The 16,576-nt window shown below is 63.7% G+C and carries 13 protein-coding genes; 6 read left to right on the forward strand and 7 right to left on the reverse strand.

Annotation, left to right across the window (positions count from 1 at the left end; translation table 11 throughout):
- Positions 1-81 precede the first annotated feature (81 nt).
- Positions 82-1,041 carry a ribonuclease Z gene (locus tag C4Q27_RS01680; RefSeq protein ID WP_104886357.1) on the forward strand — a complete coding sequence of 320 codons (960 nt, stop codon included), beginning with the start codon at positions 82-84 and terminating at the stop codon, positions 1,039-1,041.
- Here C4Q27_RS01680 and C4Q27_RS01685 read toward each other — a convergent pair.
- Together C4Q27_RS01685 and C4Q27_RS01690 are read right to left on the reverse strand one after the other, a co-directional pair.
- Positions 1,038-2,321: a Zn-dependent hydrolase gene (locus C4Q27_RS01685; protein ID WP_064491938.1), complete on the reverse strand. Its 1,284-nt coding sequence runs from the start codon at positions 2,319-2,321 to the stop codon at positions 1,038-1,040. The two genes, C4Q27_RS01680 and C4Q27_RS01685, sit on opposite strands and share 4 nt — an antisense overlap.
- A 49-nt stretch (positions 2,322-2,370) precedes the next feature.
- On the reverse strand, positions 2,371-3,861 hold the full coding sequence (locus C4Q27_RS01690) for an NCS1 family nucleobase:cation symporter-1 (RefSeq protein WP_064491939.1): 1,491 nt from the start codon (positions 3,859-3,861) through the stop codon (positions 2,371-2,373).
- A gap of 342 nt (positions 3,862-4,203) precedes the next feature.
- Here C4Q27_RS01690 and hydA point away from each other — a divergent pair, with 342 nt between their 5' ends.
- From hydA to preA, 3 genes are all read left to right on the forward strand, one after another.
- Positions 4,204-5,643, forward strand: a complete 1,440-nt coding sequence (hydA, locus tag C4Q27_RS01695) for a dihydropyrimidinase (RefSeq protein ID WP_014590358.1) — start codon at positions 4,204-4,206, stop codon at positions 5,641-5,643.
- Between the two features lie 135 nt (positions 5,644-5,778).
- The gene (locus C4Q27_RS01700) at positions 5,779-7,146 is read left to right on the forward strand and encodes an NAD(P)-dependent oxidoreductase (protein ID WP_020190488.1); all 1,368 of its coding nucleotides are present in this window, start codon (positions 5,779-5,781) and stop codon (positions 7,144-7,146) included.
- Positions 7,147-8,421 (forward strand): NAD-dependent dihydropyrimidine dehydrogenase subunit PreA, encoded by a 1,275-nt coding sequence (gene preA, locus C4Q27_RS01705; RefSeq protein WP_064491940.1) that lies wholly within the window; start codon positions 7,147-7,149, stop codon positions 8,419-8,421.
- Positions 8,422-8,554: 133 nt separating this feature from the next.
- On the opposite strand, the gene C4Q27_RS01710 is transcribed toward preA, so the two are convergent.
- The 5 genes from C4Q27_RS01710 to gnd form a co-directional block, all read right to left on the reverse strand.
- On the reverse strand, positions 8,555-9,175 hold the full coding sequence (locus tag C4Q27_RS01710) for a TetR/AcrR family transcriptional regulator (protein WP_028697673.1): 621 nt from the start codon (positions 9,173-9,175) through the stop codon (positions 8,555-8,557).
- Positions 9,175-9,531, reverse strand: coding sequence for a VOC family protein (locus C4Q27_RS01715; RefSeq protein WP_003251273.1), 357 nt, complete (start codon positions 9,529-9,531; stop codon positions 9,175-9,177). The genes C4Q27_RS01710 and C4Q27_RS01715 overlap by 1 nt, the downstream gene beginning before the upstream one ends.
- A 66-nt stretch (positions 9,532-9,597) precedes the next feature.
- Complete coding sequence (locus tag C4Q27_RS01720; RefSeq protein WP_064491941.1) at positions 9,598-11,394, reverse strand: glycoside hydrolase family 15 protein; 1,797 nt, start codon at positions 11,392-11,394, stop codon at positions 9,598-9,600.
- A 116-nt stretch (positions 11,395-11,510) separates the two neighbouring features.
- Positions 11,511-13,016 (reverse strand): glucose-6-phosphate dehydrogenase, encoded by a 1,506-nt coding sequence (zwf, locus tag C4Q27_RS01725; RefSeq protein ID WP_064491942.1) that lies wholly within the window; start codon positions 13,014-13,016, stop codon positions 11,511-11,513.
- Positions 13,013-13,996 (reverse strand): phosphogluconate dehydrogenase (NAD(+)-dependent, decarboxylating), encoded by a 984-nt coding sequence (gene gnd, locus C4Q27_RS01730; protein WP_104886358.1) that lies wholly within the window; start codon positions 13,994-13,996, stop codon positions 13,013-13,015. Before gnd ends, zwf begins: the two co-directional genes overlap by 4 nt.
- A gap of 202 nt (positions 13,997-14,198) precedes the next feature.
- Here gnd and C4Q27_RS29370 point away from each other — a divergent pair, with 202 nt between their 5' ends.
- The gene (locus tag C4Q27_RS29370) at positions 14,199-14,366 is read left to right on the forward strand and encodes a DUF6026 family protein (RefSeq protein WP_003251280.1); all 168 of its coding nucleotides are present in this window, start codon (positions 14,199-14,201) and stop codon (positions 14,364-14,366) included.
- A 649-nt stretch (positions 14,367-15,015) separates the two neighbouring features.
- A complete protein-coding gene (glgA, locus tag C4Q27_RS01735) occupies positions 15,016-16,575 on the forward strand; it encodes a glycogen synthase GlgA (RefSeq protein WP_104886359.1) in 1,560 nt (519 codons plus the stop codon).
- Position 16,576: the final 1 nt, after the last annotated feature.

Below are 16,576 nucleotides of genomic sequence, written 5' to 3' on the forward strand. Positions count from 1 at the left end.
GTCGACGGCGGGCGGCAATCCGGCTAAGGTGTGCGCCCCGTATCACCTTGGCCGCTTCTGGCCTGAAACAGGAGCCTGAGCATGGACCTGCTGTTCCTCGGCACCTCCGCCGGGGTGCCCACCAAGGCACGCAATGTCAGCGCCACTGCCGTGATCGAAGCCAGTGGCAGCCACTGGTATCTGGTCGATTGCGGCGAAGGCACCCAGCACCGCCTGCTACACAGCCCGCTTTCGATCCGCGACCTGCGCGCGATTTTCATCACCCACGTGCATGGAGACCATTGCTTCGGCCTGCCCGGCCTGCTGGCCAGCGCGGGCATGAGCGGGCGCACCCAGCCGCTGGAAGTGATCCTGCCCGCCGTACTGCACGATTGGGTACGCCAGGGCCTGGTTGCCAGCGACACCTTCCTGCCGTTCGAGCTGCGCCTGTTGCCCTTGGAAGAGCTGATCGCATGGCGCAGCGAGACCCTGCAGGTGACCACCGTGCAACTGTCGCACCGGGTGCCCAGCGTGGGTTTCGTATTCACCGAAATCAACCCTGAGCCACGCCTGGACATCCAGCGCCTGGACGCCGAGGGCATACCGCGTGGTCCGCTGTGGGGCGAGCTGGCCAAGGGGTTGACCGTGACGTTCAATGGGCAACTGCTGAACGGCAACGACTACCTGCGCCCTTCGCGTCCGCCCCAGCGGGTGATCGTGTGCGGGGACAACGACAAACCAGAGCTGCTGGCAGCCGTCGCCAGGGGTGCGGATGTACTGGTGCACGAAGCCACCTTCACCCAGGCGGTGGTCGAACGCACCGGGGGCACGTTCGGCCACAGCACCGCCGCTGAGGTGGCACGCTTTGCCGAGGCCGCTGGCGTGCGCAACCTGGTACTGACGCATTTCAGCGCCCGCTACCAGAACGACCCGCGACGCAGCCCGCACATCGACAACGTGCGCGACGAGGCCCTCGCCCATTACAGCGGGCAGTTGACCCTGGCGCAGGACCTGCAGCGCTATCACCTTGGCCGTAACGGCCTTCTTGAGGCCAGTGCCTAGGCCGCCAGGCGCCCGCTGGCAATTGCCTCCGACGCCGCCAGCATCGCCCGCAACAATACCGCGCAGCCCGCCGCCAGGTCTTCGGGCGTGGCGTTCTCGATCTCGTTATGGCTGATGCCGTTTTCGCACGGCACGAAAATCATCCCCGCCGGCCCCAGCTCGGCCAGGAAGATCGCGTCATGCCCCGCGCCACTGACGATGTCCATGTGCGGCAGGCCCAGCGCCTTGGCCGACTCGCGCACGGCGTCGACACAGCCTTTGTCGAAGTAAAGCGCCGGGAAGTCGGCCGTGGGCACCAGCTCATGGCTCAGGCCATGCTTGGCACAGGTCGCCTCGATCACCCCGCGCACATCGGCAATCATCGCATTCAACTGCTCGCCCTCCAGGTGGCGGAAGTCGAGGGTCATGCGCACTTCGCCCGGGATCACGTTACGCGAGCCCGGGTACGCCTGAAGGCAACCCACTGTGCCACAGGCGTGGGGCTGGTGGGCAAGCGCCGTGCGGTTGACCGCCTCTACCACAGCGGCTGCACCCACCAGGGCGTCCTTGCGCAGGTGCATCGGCGTAGGGCCGGCATGGGCTTCAACACCGCGCAGGGTCAGGTCGAACCACTTCTGGCCCAGCGCGCCGAGGACCACGCCGATGGTCTTGGCCTGGTCCTCAAGGATAGGACCCTGCTCGATATGCGCTTCGAAATACGCCCCCACCGGGTGCCCCGACACGGCACGCGGACCGGCGTAGCCAATGGTGTTCAACGCTTCGCCAACGCTGACACCCTGGGCATCGCGCTTGGCCAGGGTGTCTTCCAGGGTGAACTTGCCGGCGAACACCCCAGACCCCATCATGCACGGCGCAAAACGCGAACCTTCTTCGTTGGTCCACACCACCACTTCGAGCGGCGCTTCGGTTTCCACGCCCAGGTCGTTGAGGGTGCGGATCACCTCCAGCCCGGCCATCACCCCGAAGCAGCCATCGAACTTGCCGCCTGTGGGCTGGGTGTCGATATGGCTGCCGGTCATCACCGGCGGCAGCTTGGGGTTACGGCCCGGGCGGCGGGCGAATATGTTGCCGACGGCGTCGATGCTGACCGAGCAACCGGCCGCCTCGCTCCACTGCACGAACAGATCGCGGGCCTGGCGGTCGAGGTCGGTCAAGGCCAGGCGGCAGACACCGCCCTTGGCAGTGGCGCCGAGCCGGGCCAGGTCCATCAGCGACTGCCACAGGCGGGTGCTGTCGACGTGACGGGCGTTGGTCTTCAGGATCTCTTTGACGGGGGTCACGGGCTTCTCCTTCAGGCTTCTTATTGTTTGTACAGGCCTCTTCGAGGCCTCAAGGCAAGGGTTTGACCAGCCGCACCGGGTTGCGTGCCGCCAAACCGCCAAGCACGGCGTACAGTGCACCGCCCAGCAGCGAGCCGGTGAACCAGCCGTAGTCGTAGAACCAGCTGAAACTGCTGTTGCCAATCGCCATTACCGTCAGCCCTACTGGCAAGGCGAAGGCGGCAAAACCGGCCCAGTTCCACGCGGGATACACGTCGTCGCGGTATAGCCCGGCCAGGTCCAGCTTCTGCCGACGGATCAGGAAGTAGTCCACCACCATGATGCCGGCAATGGGCCCCAACAAGCTGGAATAGCCCAGCAGCCAGTTGGAATACACGCTCTCCAGGCTAAGGTCGGAGACAATCAGGCCCAGCTTCTTCAACAGTTCATGCCCCATCAGCGCCAGGCCGATAAAGCCGGTCAGCCATACCGCGCGGCTTCGGCCGATCAGGCGTGGGGCAATGTTCTGGAAGTCATTGGTGGGCGACACGATGTTCGCCGCGGTGTTGGTCGACAGCGTGGCGATCACGATCAGCGCCATGGCCAGGGCCACCCAGAACGGGCTTTGAATCTTGCCGATCAGGCTGACCGGGTCGGACACCGTCTCGCCCACCAGCGACGCCGAAGCGGCGGTCAGCACCACACCCAGCGCAGCGAACAGGAACATGGTCAGCGGCAGGCCGAAGATCTGCCCGAGAATCTGATCCTTCTGGCTGCGGGCGTAGCGGCTGAAGTCGGGAATGTTCAGCGACAGTGTGGCCCAGAAACCGACCATGGCCGTCAGCCCGGCGCAGAAGTAACTGACCACGCTCGCCCCTTCCGGGCGCTTGGGCGGCTGTGCCAACAGCTCGGTCATCGACATGTGCGGCAAGGCCCAGAACAGCAGACCGACGCCCACTGCCACCAGCAGCGGTGCCGAGAGCGTTTCCAGCCACTTGATCGACTCGGCGCCGCGCAGCACCACCCACAGGTTCAGGCACCAGAAGATCATGAAGCCAATCACCTCGCCTGTACCGCCCAGCGCCTTCCAGCCGTCGAACACCGAACCCAGGAACAGGTGAATGGCCAGCCCGCCGAACATGGTCTGAATACCGAACCAACCACAGGCCACCACCGCGCGGATCAGGCACGGTACGTTGGAGCCGAGAATGCCGAACGACGAACGCAGAAGCACCGGAAACGGGATGCCGTACTTGGTACCGGGAAAGGCATTTAGGGTAAGCGGTATCAGCACGATAACGTTGGCCAGCAGGATCGCCAGCAGCGCTTCGCCAACACTGAGGCCGAAGTAGGCGGTGAGGACACCGCCGAGGGTGTAGGTGGGTACGCAGATGGACATGCCCACCCACAGGGCGGTGATGTGCCATTTGTTCCAGGTGCGCTGGTGCACCTTGGTCGGTGCTATGTCGGGGTTGTAGCGCGGGCTGTCGAGGACATCGCTGCCCTCGGACAGCTCGAACAGGCCATCTTGCTCGACCACTTCCGATCTGCTCTGTTGCATAGGCCCTTCTCCAGTTTTTCTTCTATTTTTCGCTCATCAGGCTGATTCGATGACCGGAGTTCGCACGCGGAATTGTGCTTAGAAATCTCGACCAGATTTTCATCTTGTCAAGTTAGTCAAATACCCTGAAAACCCCGTCGCCCATTCGCGCGTTAATTTTTTCCTTTTTTTATCAACAACTTAAAAACCACAAATTTAATGGGAAAATTTTCTTGCTGAATCCAGAATCAGCATCTAGCCTCGAATCTTGTCAGGCCTGACAGGATTGACCGCCCTGCCCGCCCTGCATCCATGACAATGCAAAGAACCGGCCAAGACCGGTCAGCCTGCGAGGAAAACGGCATGTCCCTGTTGATCCGTGGCGCCACCGTGGTTACCCACGAAGAGAGTTACCCCGCCGATGTCCTGTGTGCCGATGGCCTGATCCGTGCCATCGGGCAAAACCTCGAACCGCCCACCGACTGCGAGATCCTCGACGGCAGCGGCCAGTACCTGATGCCCGGCGGCATCGACCCACACACCCACATGCAGTTGCCGTTCATGGGCACGGTGGCCAGTGAGGACTTCTTCAGCGGCACCGCTGCGGGCCTGGCTGGCGGCACCACCTCGATCATCGACTTCGTCATTCCAAACCCGCAGCAGTCATTGCTGGAGGCCTTCCACACCTGGCGTGGCTGGGCCCAGAAAAGCGCCAGCGACTATGGCTTCCACGTCGCCATCACCTGGTGGAGCGAGCAGGTGGCCGAAGAGATGGGCGAGCTGGTGGCCAAGCACGGGGTGAACAGCTTCAAGCATTTCATGGCCTACAAAAATGCGATCATGGCCGCCGACGATACCCTGGTGGCCAGCTTCGAGCGTTGCCTGCAACTGGGCGCGGTGCCCACCGTGCATGCCGAAAACGGCGAGCTGGTGTACCACCTGCAGAAGAAACTGCTCGCCCAGGGCATGACCGGGCCGGAAGCCCACCCGCTGTCGCGCCCCTCGCAGGTTGAAGGTGAAGCGGCCAGCCGCGCCATCCGCATTGCCGAAACCCTCGGCACGCCGTTGTACCTGGTGCACATTTCCAGCCGCGAGGCACTGGATGAAATCGCCTATGCCCGAGGCAAGGGCCAGCCGGTGTATGGCGAGGTGCTGCCCGGCCACCTGCTGCTGGACGACAGTGTCTACCGCGACCCGGACTGGGCCACCGCCGCCGGTTATGTGATGAGCCCGCCGTTCCGCCCACGCGAACACCAGGAGGCGCTGTGGCGCGGCTTGCAGTCGGGCAACCTGCACACCACCGCCACCGACCACTGCTGCTTCTGCGCCGAGCAGAAAGCCATGGGCCGCGACGACTTCAGCCGCATCCCCAACGGCACCGCCGGCATCGAAGACCGCATGGCGGTGCTGTGGGATGCCGGGGTCAACAGCGGGCGTTTGTCGATGCACGAATTCGTCGCGCTGACCTCTACCAACACGGCGAAAATCTTCAACCTGTTCCCGCGCAAGGGCGCTATCCGCGTGGGTGCCGATGCCGACCTGGTGCTGTGGGACCCGCAGGGCACCCGCACCATCTCCGCCAAAACCCACCACCAGCAGGTGGACTTCAACATTTTCGAAGGCCGCACCGTGCGCGGCATCCCAAGCCACACCATCAGCCAGGGCAAGGTGCTCTGGGCCGATGGCGACCTGCGCGCCGAGCCGGGCGCGGGGCGCTATGTGGAACGGCCGGCGTACCCGGCGGTGTATGAGGTGCTGGGGCGCCGGGCCGAGCATCAGCGGCCGATGCCTGTTCAGCGCTGAAGTCATTGGGGCTGCTGTGCAGCCCATCGCGACGCAAGGCCGCTCCCACAAGGACCGCCATCGCCTGTGGGAGCGGCCCCAGAATCGACCGCAATACCTGTCGCCTGCACCAAAAAAAATAGAGAGGCTACAACCGTGACCAACGCCCTGAACCATTTGCCGCGCCCACGGGCCGGCGCCGACCAGTTGGCCGAGCGCTTCAGCGACCTGGCCCCACCCCTCACCGCGCGTCAGGCCGCCCTGGAAAGTGCACGCTGCCTGTACTGCTACGACGCCCCCTGCGTCAACGCTTGCCCCAGCGAAATTGACATCCCCTCGTTCATACACCGCATCAGTGACGAAAACCTGCAAGGCGCCGCCGAGCGCATTCTTTCGGCCAACATTCTGGGCGGTAGTTGCGCCCGCGTGTGCCCCACCGAAATCCTCTGCCAGCAAGCCTGCGTGCGCAACAACGCCCAGGAATGCGCGCCGGTGCTGATCGGCCAACTGCAGCGTTACGCCCTGGACAACGCCCAGTTCAGCGCACACCCGTTCAAGCGCTCGGCAGCCACCGGCAAGCGAATCGCCGTGGTGGGCGCCGGCCCGGCAGGGCTGTCCTGCGCCCACCGCCTGGCCATGCACGGGCATGACGTGGTGGTGTTCGAGGCCTGCGACAAAGCCGGTGGCCTCAACGAGTACGGCATCGCCCGCTACAAGCTGGTAGACGACTATGCCCAGCGTGAAGTGGATTTCTTGTTGGGCATTGGCGGTATCGAAGTCCGCCATGGCCAGCGCCTGGGTGGCAACCTCAGCCTGGGCGAACTGCGCGATCAGTACGACGCGGTGTTCCTGGGCCTCGGCCTGAATGCCGTGCGCCAGCTAGGGCTGCCCGACGAGGAAGCCCCCGGTGTGGTCGCCGCCACCGAATACATCCGCGAGCTACGCCAGGCCGATGACCTGAGCCAGCTACCGTTGGCCGACCGCTGCCTGGTGATCGGTGCTGGCAACACGGCCATCGACATGGCCGTGCAGATGAGTCGTCTGGGTGCCCGCGACGTCAACCTGGTTTATCGCCGTGGCCACGCCGACATGGGCGCGACCGGCCACGAGCAGGACATTGCCAAGGCCAACCAGGTACGCCTGCACACCTGGGCCCGCCCTGATGCCGTGCTGCTGGATGACGCCGGCAAGGTCCGCGGCATGCGCTTTGCCCGCACCGAGCTGGCGGAAGGCCGCCTGCGCGATACCGGCGAAACCTTCGAGCTGGCTGCGGACGCCATTTTCAAGGCCATTGGCCAACGCTTTGACGATGCCAGCCTCGCCGACCCGGTGGCTGCGCAACTGGCCCGCGAGGGTGAGCGCATCCGCGTTGACGAAAACCTGCAGACCAGCCTGCCGGGCGTGTACGCAGGCGGCGACTGCACCGCGCTGGGGCAGGACCTTACCGTGCAGGCCGTGCAACACGGCAAGCTGGCCGCCGAAGCCATCCATGCCCAACTCATGCTCAACGTGGAGGCAGCGTAAATGGCCGACTTGTCTATCGTATTTGCCGGCATCAAGGCACCCAACCCCTTCTGGCTGGCCTCCGCACCGCCAACCGACAAGGCCTACAACGTGGTCCGCGCCTTCGAGGCCGGCTGGGGCGGCGTGGTCTGGAAAACCCTGGGCGAAGACCCTGCGGCGGTCAACGTGTCGTCGCGCTACTCGGCCCACTATGGCCCCAACCGTCAGGTACAGGGGATCAACAATATCGAGTTGATCACCGACCGCTCCCTGGAAATCAACCTGCGCGAGATCACCCAGGTGAAGAAGGACTGGCCCGACCGCGCACTGATCGTGTCGCTGATGGTGCCGTGCATAGAGGAATCGTGGAAGTTCATCCTGCCGCTGGTGGAAGCCACGGGGGCCGATGGCATCGAGCTGAACTTCGGTTGCCCGCACGGTATGCCGGAGCGCGGCATGGGGGCGGCCGTCGGCCAGGTGCCGGAATATGTGGAAATGGTCACCCGCTGGTGCAAGACGTACTGCGCGCTGCCGGTGATCGTGAAGCTTACGCCGAACATCACCGATATCCGCCAGTCGGCCCGCGCCGCGCATCGAGGCGGGGCCGATGCCGTGTCGCTGATCAACACCATCAACTCCATCACCAGCGTCGACCTGGACCGCATGGTGGCCCACCCGATTGTCGGAGACCAGAGCACCCATGGCGGTTACTGCGGTTCGGCAGTGAAGCCGATTGCCTTGAACATGGTGGCGGAAATCGCCCGCGACCCGGAAACGCGGGGCTTGCCGATTTGTGGCATTGGCGGCATCGGCAACTGGCGTGACGCCGCCGAGTTCATGGCCCTGGGCAGTGGCGCCGTGCAGGTGTGCACGGCAGCGATGCTGCATGGCTTCCGTATCGTCGAGGACATGCAGGACGGCCTGGCACGCTGGATGGACCAGCATGGGCATGCCACTATCGAAGCGTTCCGCGGGCAGGCGGTGGGGCATACCACCGACTGGAAATACCTGGACATCAACTATAAATCGGTAGCGCACATTGACCAGGAGGCGTGCATTGGTTGCGGGCGCTGCCACATTGCGTGCGAGGACACCTCGCACCAGGCGATTGCAAGCACGCTGAAGGCTGACGGCACGCATGCCTACAGTGTGATCGAAGAGGAATGCGTGGGCTGCAACCTGTGCCAGATCACCTGCCCGGTGGAAAACTGCATCGAAATGGAGGCACAGGACACCGGCAAGCCGTACCTGAACTGGACGCAGGATCCGCGTAACCCGTACCGCGAGGCCAGTTGAAGCAATGGGGGCTGCCATGCAGCCCTTCGCGGGCTTGCCCGCTCCCACAGGACTGCGCCGTTTCTGAGGACAGCGCAGAACCTGTGGGAGCGGGCAAGCCCGCGAATGCCGCGCAGCGGCCTCCATCGCCGGTTCACGGCTCCAGCCCGATCCCCCGCAAGATCACGCTGGTCACCGTCTGCACCGCACTCTCGAACGCCATGTCCGACAGCATCTCGCCGCCGTTTAGCAACTGCACCTGGTAGCCGAAGTCGGCGTAATGCTGGGTCGAGGCCCAGATCATGTACAGCAGCGCCGACGGCTCCACCGGCAGAATGCGCCCCTCTTCCACCCAACAGCGGATCTTGGCCTCTTTCATCTTCGCCCAGGGCACAAGGCTTTCGTCGAGGTTAACCCCCAGCACCGGCGCCCCGTGCAGCATCTCTTCAGCCCAGATTTTCGAGCCCAGCGGCCGCGAGCGCGAATGCCCCATCTTCGCCCGGATGTAGCTGGTCAGCACCACACGCGGATCGTCGAAGTTCTCGAAGCACAGGGCGTCCTGCTTCCACACGTCCAGCAGGTCCTGCAGCACCGCGCGGAACAGCTCGTCCTTGGTGCTGAAGTAATAATGCAGGTTGGAGCGTGGCAGCTCAGCCTGCTCGGCAATATCGCCCATGGAGGTGGCGCCGTAGCCCTTCTCGGCAAACACCTTTTCCGCCGCTTGCAGGATTTTTTCGATATTGCGTCGGCGGATTTCGATCTTGTGATTGGCCATCAGGCTTGGGCCGTCCACACCGCCAGCTCATAACCGTCCGGGTCGATGAAATGAAAGCGCCGCCCGCCGGGGAAGGCAAAGGTCGCCCGGCTGATTTTCGCCCCGGCAGCTTCGATCCGTTGCTGCGTGGCCTCCAGGTCGTCAGCGTACAGGATGACCAGCGGCCCGCCCGGGCGCACCGGCTCACCCGTGGTGAAGCCACCCGTCAACCGGCCATCGCTGAACTCGGTGTAGGTCGGCCCGTAGTCGGTGAACGCCCAGCCGAATACACTGCCATAGAAGGCCTTGCTCCGTGAGATGTCGCTGACATTGAACTCGATGTTGTCGATCTGCCGGTCAGTACCGCGAATGCCCATGTATGCTCCGTGCCGAAAGGGTTTGGCCTAGTCTACTCCGGTCAAGGCAGTCGCCCTACTCATTCGCTACCCACAACGCGCCCGGTCGCGCGCCGGGCACTGAGCGCGGTGCAGATTCAGCGCGGTGTTGATGATGCCTATCTGGCTGAAGGCCTGGGGGAAGTTGCCGAGCATGCGCTGGCCGGCCGGGTCGTACTGTTCGGCCAGCAGGCCGAGGTCGTTGCACAGGCCGGTCAGGTGTTGGTACAGCGCTTCGGCTTTGGCCTGGCGCCCCAGCAATACATATACGTCAGCCAGCCAGAACGAACACACCAGGAAGGTGCCCTCTCCCGGCGTCAGGCCGTCGCTGCAGCTGTCACTGTCATAGCGCAGCAGCAGGCCGTTCTTCATCAGACGCTGTTCGATCTGTTCGAGGGTGCGCATGAAGCGTGGGTCCTCCGCCGGCAGGAAGCCGGTCAGAGCGATCTGCAACAGGCTGGCGTCCATTTCGGTCGAACCATAGGCCTGGACGAAGAACCGGCCGCTGGGGTCGAGGCCGTGCTCGCACACGTCGCGGTGAATCTCGTCAGCCACCTGGCGATAATGCTGCCCGCGCTCGCGGCCTTCTTCCGTAGTGTCGGCCAGCCCTGCGGCGCGGTCGAAGGCGACCCAGGCCATCACCTTGGAGTGCACGAACTGCTGCCGGCCGCCACGCACTTCCCAGATGCCTTCGTCCGGCTCGCGCCAGATGCGTTCGACATAAGGCAATATCAAGCGCGAAATGGCGGCGCTGCGCGGGTGGCGGGGCAACCCGCCCTTGATCGCCTGGGTCATCGCATCGGCCAGTTCGCCATAGATGTCCAGTTGCCTCTGCGCCGAGGCGGCGTTGCCCACCCGCACCGGCTGCGAATGCTCATAACCGGCCAACCACGGCAAGGTGTACTCCTGCAGGTCACGCTCGCCAGCCAGGCCATACATGATCTGCATCTGCTCGGGGTTGCCGGCCACCGAGCGCAGCAGCCACTCGCGCCAGGCCTGGGCCTCGTCGAAGTAGCCAAGGTTCATGAAGGCCAGCAGGGTCATGGTCGCGTCGCGCAGCCAGCAGAAGCGGTAGTCCCAGTTGCGCTCGCCGCCCACACGCTCGGGCAGCGACGTGGTGACGGCAGCGACAATACCGCCGGTGGGGGCGTAGGTCATGGCCTTGAGGGTGAGGAGCGACCGACGCACCAGGGCGGTATATGGCCCTACCTGCGGGCAGCGGTCGGCGAAGGCCTGCCATTGCTCACAGGTGTTTGCCAGGGCATGGTCGATGTTGCAGTCAGGCTGCACCGGCAAGTGCGAGGGCTGGTGACGCAGGCTGAAGACCTGGCGCTGGCCCGTGCTGACGCGAAAGCGGCAGCCGGTATGGTGGTCGCGGGCTTGCGGGGGCACGGTGCTGCACAGGATCAGCCGGTCAGGGCCGGCGACGGCGCTGAGGGTCAGTGGGTCCAGTCGTTCCACCCAGGGCACGCTGCGGCCGTAGTCGAAGCGCATGACCAGGTCCATTTCGAAATGGGTTTCGCCAGACAAGCCTTCGACGATGCGCACCACCGAATTGACTTCGCCCAGGGGCATGAAGTCGAGCACCCGGGCACGACCGCTGGCGGTGACCCAAGTGGTTTCCAGCACCAGGGTGTCGCCCAGGTATTGGCGGCTGCTGTGCGTTACCGGGTCGCAAGGGGCCAGGCGCCAGCGGCCATTTTCTTCGTTGCCCAGCAGGGCCGCGAACACCGCGGGGGCGTCGAAGCGTGGCAGGCACAGCCAGTCCAGCGCGCCATCGCGGCTGACCAGCGCCGCACTTCGGCAGTTGCCCAGCAGGGCGTAGTCTTCGATATGGGCAGGCATTAGGTCTCCTTTGTGTGGTTGCCTGTGCTGGCCTCTTCGCAGGTGCCTGAGGGAAATGGAATTCCCTGTAGGAGCGGGCTTGCCCGCGAAAGGGCCGGCACAGGCTTGCAAACCTCTCACCCCAACCGGTGCCACTCCCGCTTGTCGCGGGTCAGCAATTCATTGCCGGCCTCAGGCCCATCTTCGCCAGCCGAGTACTCATGCACTTCGCCGCCCTGGGCCCAGGCATCGAGAAACGGCTGCACCGCTCGCCAACCGTTTTCGATGTTGTCAGCCCGCTGGAACAGGGTCTGGTCACCGGTCAGGCAGTCATAGATCAGCGTCTCGTAGCCAGTGGCCGGGGTCATCTTGAAGAAGTCCTTGTAGGCAAAACCCAACTCGACATTCTCCATCACCAGCTCTGGCCCGGGCCGTTTGGCTTGCAGGTCGAACCACATGCCTTCATTGGGCTGGATCTGGATTTTCAGGTAGTTGGGTTTGGGCCGTTCCAGCTCCGACTCGCGAAACTGCGCATACGGTGCGGGCTTGAAGCAGATGGCAATCTCGGTATCACGCACGCTCATGCGCTTGCCGGTGCGCAGGTAGAACGGCACGCCGGCCCAGCGCCAGTTGTCGATCATCACCTTCAGCGCCACGTAGGTCTCGGTCTGGCTATCCGGCGCGACGTTGGACTCCTGACGGTAGCCTGGCAACGGCTTGCGCCCCTGCTTGCCGGCGCTGTACTGGCCTCGTACGGAATTCTTCAGGGCCATTTTTGCCGACCATGGGCGGATAGCGCCGATTACCTTGGCCTTTTCACCGCGCACCGCATCAGCGCCGAACGCGGCCGGCGGCTCCATGGCCACCATCGCCAGCAACTGGAACAGGTGGTTGGGCACCATGTCGCGCAGGGCGCCGGTGCTGTCATAGAAGGCACCACGGGTCTCGACACCGACGGTTTCCGCTGCGGTGATCTGCACGTGGTCGATGTAGTGATTGTTCCAGAACGATTCGAACAGGCCGTTGGAAAAGCGGCTGACCAGAATATTCTGCACCGTCTCTTTGCCCAGGTAATGGTCGATGCGGTAGATCTGCCGCTCGCCCATCACCTTCAGCAGGCAGGCGTTGAGCGCCTCGGCGCTGGCCAGGTCGGTGCCGAACGGTTTTTCAACCACCACCCGGCGAAAGCCGCCGGCAGACTCGTCCAGCAGGCCGGCCTGCCCCAGGCGCTGCGCCACCTCAGGGAAGAAGCGCGGCGACGTGGCCAGATAGAAAATGGCATTGCCGTGGCGGGTCTTGTCGATGCGCCTGGCCAGGGCCTGGTAGGTGGCCGGATCGAGAAAGTCGCCCGTCTGGTAATCCAGGCGCTTGGCCAGGCGGGCCCATAGCTTCTCGTCCAGGCACTTGGCGCTGCCCTCGCTTCCTTTGTCACGCTCGACCATGAACGCGTGCAGGCGCGCGGCGAAATCCTCGGCGCTGGCCGGGTTATGGTCGACGCCGACAATGCGCAGGTTACGGTCCAGCAAACCGTCACGGCTGAGGTTGTACAGCGCAGGCATCAGCAGGCGCTTGACCAGGTCGCCATTGGCGCCGAACAGGAACAGGGTACAAGGGGGGGCGGCCGCAAGGGTCTGTTTAGTCATTCGCCTTTCTTCTCGACGTGGCCACCGAAGCCCAGGCGCATGGCCGAGAGAATCTTGTCACCGTAGGTGCCCTGTTGCTGGCGCGAACGGAAGCGCGCGAACAGTGCGCTGGACAACACCGGCACCGGCACCGCCTGCTCGACGGCGGCGTCGATGGTCCAGCGGCCTTCGCCACTGTCGGACACCGAGCCACTGAATTGCGACAGCTGAGGGTCGGCTACCAACGCATCGGCGGTGAGGTCGAGCAGCCACGAGGTCACCACGCTGCCGCGTCGCCACACTTCGGCAATTTCGGCCACGTTCAGGTTGAAGCGCTGGTCTTCGGGCAGCTCGTTGCCGCCTTTGCTGCGCAGCAGGTCGAAGCCTTCGGCATAGGCCTGCATCAGGCCATACTCGATGCCGTTATGCACCATTTTCACGTAGTGCCCGGCGCCGGGTGGGCCGGCATGGATGTAGCCGTGCTCGGCACGCTGGTGCTCGCCGCTGCGGCCATGGGTACGCGGGATGTCGCCCACGCCCGGTGCCAGCGCCTTGAACAGCGGTTCCAGGCGCTCGAACACGTCCTTTTCGCCGCCGATCATCATGCAGTAGCCGCGGTCCAGGCCCCACACGCCGCCGGACGTCCCGACGTCCAGATAATGCAGGCCGCGCTTGGCCAGTTCTGCAGCGCGGCGCATGTCGTCCTTGTAGAAGGTGTTGCCGCCGTCGATGATCGCATCGCCCGGCTCCAGCATTTCGGCCAGCTGGGCGATGGTCTGCTCGGTGGCGTCACCAGCCGGCAGCATCACCCATACCGCGCGCGGCGCTTTCAGCTTTTGTACCAGTGCACCGAGGTCATGCGCACCCTGAGCGCCTTCGCCCTCCAGGCCGGTGATGGCTTCACGGTTGCGGTCGTGCACCACGGTGCGGTGACCGGCGCGCATCAGGCGCCTTGCGATATTGCCGCCCATACGGCCCAGCCCGATGATTCCCAGTTGCATGAGCCAATGCTCCCTTTTCGAAATGGATGACGACAGTCCAGCTTTTCAGATTAGTCCAGCATGCCGCCCGAGGGTTCAGCGACGAACGGCAAGACCACAATAAACAAAAAAGTTCCCAAGCCCGGTGAAAGAATTCAGAATGCGCCCCGCGTGAAGCGTCTACGCTTTGACTTGTCACCAGCCAAAACCGCGAGGTGTGCTCATGGGTACATTGATGCCTGCAACCCCACCCCAGACCCTCTATGTCTCCGTGCGCCGTGATGAGCTGCGTAAACTTAAAGACGAACGTGACCAGCTGCGTCAGCAGGTCGCCCAGTTGAACCTGCTGTTGGCGCAACAGCGCGCTGGCGATAAAGCGGTCAGCCTCTGATCGATTCCTTTTTCGCCTGTGGGGGCTGCATGGCTCCCACCCGATCCTGAATCCAGTCGCCGTCTTTTAACCCTATCGGGCAACCGAAGCGGCTTTGTGCCCAAAAAGGGCCAGCACTGAAAGCAGAATCCTGCGCCCATACCCACCTCTTCGCAGCCTAAAGCCACGCTTACGCCTACGCACCCAAAAGGTGCATTGCGCGTAACGAGCCACAATTTGGCGCAGCTCGAAACCCCTCTGCCCCACACTCGCCCACCCCGTTTCACAACCCCTCACAAACGCCAACGTTTGCGTCTATTGCGCACATAACAATAGTGACCAGTGGGTCACCTTTTTAGCACTTTCTCTCCTACACTCAGTTTTCGGCCCGCCATTTGCTCAATGGAAGAGTGACCCCAAAAAAGTCGAACTTTCAGGAAACCCGGCAGGTCATGAACATAAGTAGGCCAGACGCATCGGGCTATTCCCGATCCTCGGCCCACACACCCCAACCAGTCCAAGCGCCTTCGGCCGGAATGCTGATCGCGTAGTGCCTGCGCGCACGACCCTGGGGCATGGAACGCACTAAGCAGATTCAAACTAGAGAGAACCAGCACGAAACATCGCCACGGGTGCCAGCACCCGACCAAGCATAGGGACGGAGAGAAGTATGATCAGTGCCGCTGTCGAGCCTCACGTAGACGCTTTCAAACCGGATAACCGCGAGCCGCTCACCCCGGATTTCGCCACGACAGGCAAGGCACCCGGCGCCCAGCGCCAGCAAAACCCGAACATGCGCAAGATTCTGTTCGTGACCTCGGAAATCGCCGACCTGGTGAAAACCGGTGGCCTGGGTGACGTGTCCGCTGCCCTGCCCCGTGCCCTGGCGCACCTGCACGATGTGCGGGTCCTCATCCCCGGCTACCGCCAGGTGATGGAAAGCGACAACCCTATACATATCGTGGGTGAACTGGGCGGCCATGCGGCCCTGCCGCCCTGCAAGATCGGGCGCATGGACATGGCCGACGGCCTGGTCATCTATGTGTTGATCTGCCCCGAACTGTACCAGCGCGACGGCACACCCTATGGTGCCAACAATGGTCGCGACTGGCCTGACAACCACATTCGCTTCGCCCGCCTGGGCCTGGCTGCCGCCGAAATCGCTGCGGGCGAAGGCAAGATCCACTGGACGCCGGAAGTGGTGCACGCGCATGACTGGCCCGCCGGTCTGGCCCCGGCCTACATGCACTGGCGCGGCCTGAATACGCCCACACTGTTCACCATCCACAACCTGGCGTACCAAGGTGTGTACAGCCGCGGCTGCAGCCCGGAGCTGGCGATACCCGAACATGCCATGCAGCAAGAAGGCATGGAGTTCTACGGCAAGCTGTCGTTCCTCAAGGCCGGCCTGGCCTACTCCAGCCACATCACCACAGTCAGCGCCACCTATGCCCGGGAAATCACCACCCCGGAATTTGGCTGCGGCCTGGACGGTTTCCTCGCCAGCAAGGCCCAGCAAGGCCTGCTCGGTGGCATCCCCAACGGCATCGACGAAAGCTGGGACTCGGCTACCGACAAGTACCTGCAGCACAACTTCAGCATCAATGACTGGGAGGGCAAAGCGCGTAACACCCAGGAGGTGCGCGAGCTGTTCGGCCTGGACGATTCCGAAGGCCCGCTGTTCGCCGTGGTGTCGCGGCTGGTCTATCAAAAGGGCCTGGACCTGACCCTGGGCGTGGCCGACTACATCGTCGAGCAAGGCGGGCAGATCGCGATCATCGGCCGCGGCGAGCCGGAAGAGGAACAGGCCATGCGCGAGCTGGCGCTGCGCCACCCGGGCCGCATCGGTGTGCGTATCGGCTTCAATGAAACCGATGCCCGGCGCATGTTCGCCGGCAGCGATTTCCTGCTGATGCCATCCCGCTATGAGCCGTGCGGCCTCAGCCAGATGTACGCGCAACGCTTCGGCTCGCTGCCGGTAGCACGCAATACCGGTGGCCTGGCCGACACCATCGAATGCGGCGTAACGGGCTTCCTGTTCAACGAGTCCACCGTCGAGAGCTACCGCGAGGCACTCAGCCGCGCCTTCTATGTTTACGGCAAGAAGGACCTGCTGAACGCCATGCGCTGCCTGTCGATGACCCAGCCGTTCAACTGGTGCCAGGCGGTTGAACCCTATGCCCGCCTGTACGAGGACCTGGTCAAGCAGACACAACTGAGCCATTACTGAG

The organism is Pseudomonas sp. SWI36, from assembly GCF_002948105.1.
In the GTDB taxonomy this organism is placed as follows: Bacteria; Pseudomonadota; Gammaproteobacteria; order Pseudomonadales; family Pseudomonadaceae; genus Aquipseudomonas; species Aquipseudomonas alloputida.

Coding starts and splice junctions, on each gene's coding strand:
- C4Q27_RS01680 (WP_104886357.1), top strand. CDS start 82: ATGGACCTGCTGTTCCTCGGCACCTCCGCCGGGGTGCCCACCAAGGCA.
- C4Q27_RS01690 (WP_064491939.1), bottom strand. CDS start 3,861: ATGCAACAGAGCAGATCGGAAGTGGTCGAGCAAGATGGCCTGTTCGAG.
- hydA (WP_014590358.1), top strand. CDS start 4,204: ATGTCCCTGTTGATCCGTGGCGCCACCGTGGTTACCCACGAAGAGAGT.
- preA (WP_064491940.1), top strand. CDS start 7,147: ATGGCCGACTTGTCTATCGTATTTGCCGGCATCAAGGCACCCAACCCC.
- C4Q27_RS01710 (WP_028697673.1), bottom strand. CDS start 9,175: ATGGCCAATCACAAGATCGAAATCCGCCGACGCAATATCGAAAAAATC.
- C4Q27_RS01715 (WP_003251273.1), bottom strand. CDS start 9,531: ATGGGCATTCGCGGTACTGACCGGCAGATCGACAACATCGAGTTCAAT.
- C4Q27_RS01720 (WP_064491941.1), bottom strand. CDS start 11,394: ATGCCTGCCCATATCGAAGACTACGCCCTGCTGGGCAACTGCCGAAGT.
- zwf (WP_064491942.1), bottom strand. CDS start 13,016: ATGACTAAACAGACCCTTGCGGCCGCCCCCCCTTGTACCCTGTTCCTG.
- gnd (WP_104886358.1), bottom strand. CDS start 13,996: ATGCAACTGGGAATCATCGGGCTGGGCCGTATGGGCGGCAATATCGCA.
- C4Q27_RS29370 (WP_003251280.1), top strand. CDS start 14,199: ATGGGTACATTGATGCCTGCAACCCCACCCCAGACCCTCTATGTCTCC.
- glgA (WP_104886359.1), top strand. CDS start 15,016: ATGATCAGTGCCGCTGTCGAGCCTCACGTAGACGCTTTCAAACCGGAT.